The organism is Ferroglobus sp., from assembly GCF_015521575.1.
GTDB lineage: Archaea > Halobacteriota > Archaeoglobi > Archaeoglobales > Archaeoglobaceae > Ferroglobus.
Window position 1 is genome coordinate 1 of sequence record NZ_WANY01000032.1, and the last position, 3,742, is coordinate 3,742.

The 3,742-nt window shown below is 44.3% G+C and carries 2 protein-coding genes, 1 tRNA gene and 1 pseudogene; 2 read left to right on the forward strand and 2 right to left on the reverse strand.

Features of this window, described 5'->3' with window-relative positions:
- Both F7C14_RS01210 and F7C14_RS01215 read right to left on the reverse strand, forming a co-directional pair.
- Window positions 1-644 (reverse strand): annotated as a pseudogene (locus tag F7C14_RS01210) (ABC transporter permease); the annotation flags it as partial.
- A 61-nt stretch (window positions 645-705) separates the two neighbouring features.
- The gene (locus F7C14_RS01215; RefSeq protein WP_290898979.1) at window positions 706-2,319 is read right to left on the reverse strand and encodes an ABC transporter substrate-binding protein; all 1,614 of its coding nucleotides are present in this window, start codon (window positions 2,317-2,319) and stop codon (window positions 706-708) included.
- Between the two features lie 155 nt (window positions 2,320-2,474).
- Here F7C14_RS01215 and F7C14_RS01220 point away from each other — a divergent pair, with 155 nt between their 5' ends.
- The gene (locus tag F7C14_RS01220; RefSeq protein WP_367114307.1) at window positions 2,475-2,975 is read left to right on the forward strand and encodes a 3-isopropylmalate dehydratase small subunit; all 501 of its coding nucleotides are present in this window, start codon (window positions 2,475-2,477) and stop codon (window positions 2,973-2,975) included.
- A gap of 127 nt (window positions 2,976-3,102) precedes the next feature.
- Window positions 3,103-3,175, forward strand: a tRNA-Thr gene (locus F7C14_RS01225).
- Window positions 3,176-3,742 lie beyond the last annotated feature (567 nt).

Genomic DNA, 3,742 nt, shown 5'->3' on the forward strand with positions numbered 1-3,742 from the left:
ACTATTCCGAGAGTTATCGAGGGTAAAATTAGGTGGCTTAGAGCGCTAACCAAAGCGTCGAAATTTAATGTCAACAAGCTGTCTATGACGTAAAGTCCGGTGATTCTTTCCGGAGCTAAACCGGCATCAATTCTACCCCCTATCGGTAAAAGTCAGAGATAAACTCCGAAAACCATCTGCAAAAGCATACCGAACCACGGAATGAAAAGGGTGTAAGCGAAAACGCTGTAAAGTCTGAGGGAGGCATCAACTTTCGTACCCCTTCTAAAAGCAGCTATTGAGCCGGTAATTATGCCAATGAGAACGCTTATGGTGAAACCGAAAATCGTCAATTCAAGAGTTGCTGGAAACCTATCCGCTATTTCCTCTATCACCGGTCTTCTACCCCAGATTAGAGATTTGCCGAAGTCTCCATGGGCCATATTGTAAAGATATTCGATGTACTGAACGACTATTGGCTTGTCCAAGCCAGCTTCCTTTCTGAGTTTTTCCAGAACTTCCGGTGGAACTTTCTGTCCAACCATCGCCGCTATGGGGTCTCCGGGAAGAATCCTGAGGATAAAGAAGACTACAGTTAACAAGATCAGTACTGTCGGAATCACAAGCAGAGCTCTTGTGATTATGTATGTTCTTAGAGAAGACATTGCCTTCAACTATCTATTGCGTTTTAAAAAAGTTCTGTAAATAAAAAATAGTGGAAAATCTTTACTCCTCCCAATATAGCGTGTAGTATCTGAATATCATCGTCGGGTCGAGGGTTATTCCGCCTATGTTCTCCTTAGCAACAAGGGATAGCTGTCCTTGGACGAGCGGTATTATTGGAGCGTCTTCAGCAAGGATTCTCTGCACTTCCTCATAGTACTCCGCTCTCTTAGCCTGATCAGTCTCCACTGAAGCTTTTTCAAGCAACTCATCAACCTCTGGGTTGCTGTACGGATAGCCAAGCCATCTGTTAGCTCCGCTCTTTAGGAACGGAGTCGTGTAGTCGTCGGGATCGATGTAGTCTGGATACCAGCCGAAGAGGGATGCCATCATAGCTCCCTTTCTTGCGTAGTCGACATAGGTCGACCACTCGGCACTCTTCAACTCCACTTCTATCATTCCGGTAGCCTCAAGCTGCTCCTTCAAAACTTGAGCGAGGTCTTTTTCTGTATCTCCGTAATGCGTCGGAGTCCACCAGAGCTCAATCTTTAGCTTGTTCTCCTCGCTGTATCCTGCCTGTTGCAACAGCTGCTTAGCTAATTCGATGTTTCCATCCCCGTACTTCTCTTTGAAAGCTTCTATGTGACTCCACATTCCCATCGGCACGAGAGAGTAAAGCGGTGCCCAGGTGCCAAGGTAAACCCTCTTCGAGATGTCTTCTCTGTCGATGGCGGCAGCAATAGCTTGCCTAACGAGTTTGTTGGCTGTCGGATATCCGTAGGTTTCATTGCCGTTCAGCACGAGATACCTTATCGCTCCTCCCGGAACCTCGTAGACTTTAAGTCCGCTCTTCTTCTTGAGGGATTCGAGATCCACAGGATTGAGCGTTCTCCAAGCTATGTCCACTTCTCCTTTCTCGATTGCAAGCCTCAAGGTTGTTGCGTCCGCGTAGAACTTGACAATTATTCTCTCAGTCTTCGGCTTCTCTCCGAAGAAGTTCTCGTTTGCTTCAAGCACGAGCTCCTGATCTCTAACCCACTTGACTATCTTGTAAGGTCCAACTCCACCAGCTGTTTGATCCGGATCGATCTCGTCTGGCTTGTAGTTCGGATGAACCGGGAAGTAAGGCGGCGTGGCTGTCAAAGCTAAGAAGTACGCTACCGGCTTTTTCAGGACGAACTTGAGAGTGTAGTCGTCTATCGCTTGCACATCCTCAACGAAGTCCGTTACGAGCCACGAGGGGTCGCCGGCTATCTTCATAACTCTCTTTATGCTCCTCTCAAAGTCTTTAGCCGTGCAAGGCGTTCCATCAGCAAATTTCAAGTCTTTCCTGAGGTAGAAGATGTAAACCTTACCACCCTCCTGTATCTCGTAGCTCTCAGCTAAGTAAGGCTCAAGTTCCGTTGTTCCCGGCTTGTACCTCATTAAGCCACCCATTACGTTGTTCATGACTTCCCACGTGAAGAAGTCGTAAGCATTCGCTGGATCAAGCTCTGTAATCTTGTCAGTTACACCTATTACAATCGTCTTCTTTTCCTTAGCTTCTACTTTTTTCGGAGTTTCAGTAGCCTTCGGTTTTTCAGCTGGCTTTTCCGCTGGTTTCTCTGGTTGAGCACAGCCAGCGAAGGCAACTGCCAAGATCAGCAAAATCGTCACTGCAACCAAACCCTTTTTCATTTTAAATCACCCAAACATGATTTGATACTTTAAAATAATAAACTTTCCTATCTTAAATTGTAACAAATAAATTCTGATCAAATAATTTCAGTTAATAAATTTTACTAATCGAAGCTGAAAAACTTAAAATATCTCCTTTCAGACTTGCTCACATGATTTTAAAAGGGAGAGCTTGGAAGTTCGGAGATAATATAACGACAGACCACATCACTCCCGGAAGGTACTACCATTTGAGAAGCAAAATTGAGGAGTTGGCAAAGCACGTCATGGAAGATGCGGATCCAGATTTTATGAAGAAGTTCAGCAAAGGAGATTTCGTCGTTGCTGGAAAAAACTTCGGGATGGGGAGTAGTAGAGAGCACGCTCCCTTAGCTTTGAAAGTTGCAGGAGTTTCCGCAGTCATAGCCAAGAGTTTCGCAAGAATTTTTTACAGAAATGCGATAAACGTGGGTTTGCCAGTTTTAATAGCAGATACCGACAATATCGACAGCGGAGACGAGCTTGAGGTTGATCTCGAAAAAGGAGTAATAAGAAACTTAAGTAAAGGGGTAGAAATAAGGGCAAAACCTCTTCCGGAGTTTATGCTGAGGATTCTGAACGAAGGGGGACTTGTTGACTTCGTGAAAAAGTACGGAGACATAGAGGTGATGTCGTGAAGTGTCCCTTCTGCGGAAACAAAGCGTACTTCTACAGAACTAAGGACGGAGTTACTGTCTGCCAAGTGTGCAACGCCAAACTCCAACGATAAAACTTTTTAACTCTTCGACTACCAAATAACTTGAAGCCGCCGTGGCTCAGCTGGCAGAGCGGGTGACTTGTAATCACCAGGTCCCGGGTTCAAATCCCGGCGGCGGCTTATTCCCTTTTTGTTAAACGCCCTTACACCTAGTTTTGTTAAAAAATTGAGAACAATTTGTTAAAAATCCGGGAAATGATAAAAACGTTCTAAGAAAATACGCTTGGGATGCTATTCTTGGTTTGCGGATTTCAGAGGCTTTCGAAAAGTTTATAGTATTATGTTCTTCAGAATTTACACAGCAGCGGTTGGTTAACGTAGTCCCGTCAAATTAACCACCTCAGAGGGTAGTAATACAATATGAACAACTTGCTGAAGGATGAAAACGCTGATTCAACTAGATTTCTCTTTCCGAAAGGTTTCTTGCTCGAAATTCAAATCTGAACCCTCAATAGCTCTTCCCAGCCAAGGTGCTTTTATCTATCAAAAACTTAAGCTCATTTTCGCAGTAATTAAAAAGTTCCTTATGTAAAGACCTAGCTGTCAAGTAGTTTCTCGCTGGCAACTCCCGTCAAAATCAATTCGTTTTTCTTTAACATCCACTACCGATGATTTTTATTTCCAGTAGGCAGCTCTTTTTATAACAAGGCATCTAAGAGCGAAAGCAAATTCCGACACGCTTTTATC

Excerpts from the sequence above, each read along its gene's own strand:
- F7C14_RS01215 (WP_290898979.1), bottom strand. The coding sequence starts at position 2,319 with ATGAAAAAGGGTTTGGTTGCAGTGACGATTTTGCTGATCTTGGCAGTT.